The sequence below is a fragment of the Fictibacillus phosphorivorans genome, assembly GCF_023715845.1.
GTDB classification, from domain to species: domain Bacteria; phylum Bacillota; class Bacilli; order Bacillales; family Fictibacillaceae; genus Fictibacillus; species Fictibacillus phosphorivorans_D.
In genome coordinates this window covers 1-247 of the sequence record NZ_JAMBOR010000098.1, presented here as the reverse complement: position 1 = coordinate 247, position 247 = coordinate 1, and the positions used below count along the sequence as shown (strand labels likewise).

The following is a 247-nucleotide window of genomic DNA, read 5'->3' as shown; positions in this document are numbered from 1 at the left end:
TCAGCTTGTAGACAAAGTCATGTCTACAAGCTTTTTTTATTGTACAATTAAAGTAGATAATGTTTGAGGGGAGAAATATACATGTTATCTAAGCATACTACTGAAGGACGTCACCAAGTAACTCTAGCAGCTCTTGACGAGCTTGTACCAGAAGACCATCTAGTGCGAAAAATCGATCAAGTCATGGATTTTGACTTTATTTATGATGCGGTAAAACATACATATTCTTTGGATAATGGTAGACCAA

The 247-nt window shown here is 35.6% G+C and carries 1 pseudogene; it reads left to right on the top strand.

The window, feature by feature from the left end:
• Window positions 1-81: 81 nt before the first annotated feature.
• Window positions 82-247 (top strand): annotated as a pseudogene (locus M3206_RS18935) (IS5/IS1182 family transposase); the annotation flags it as partial.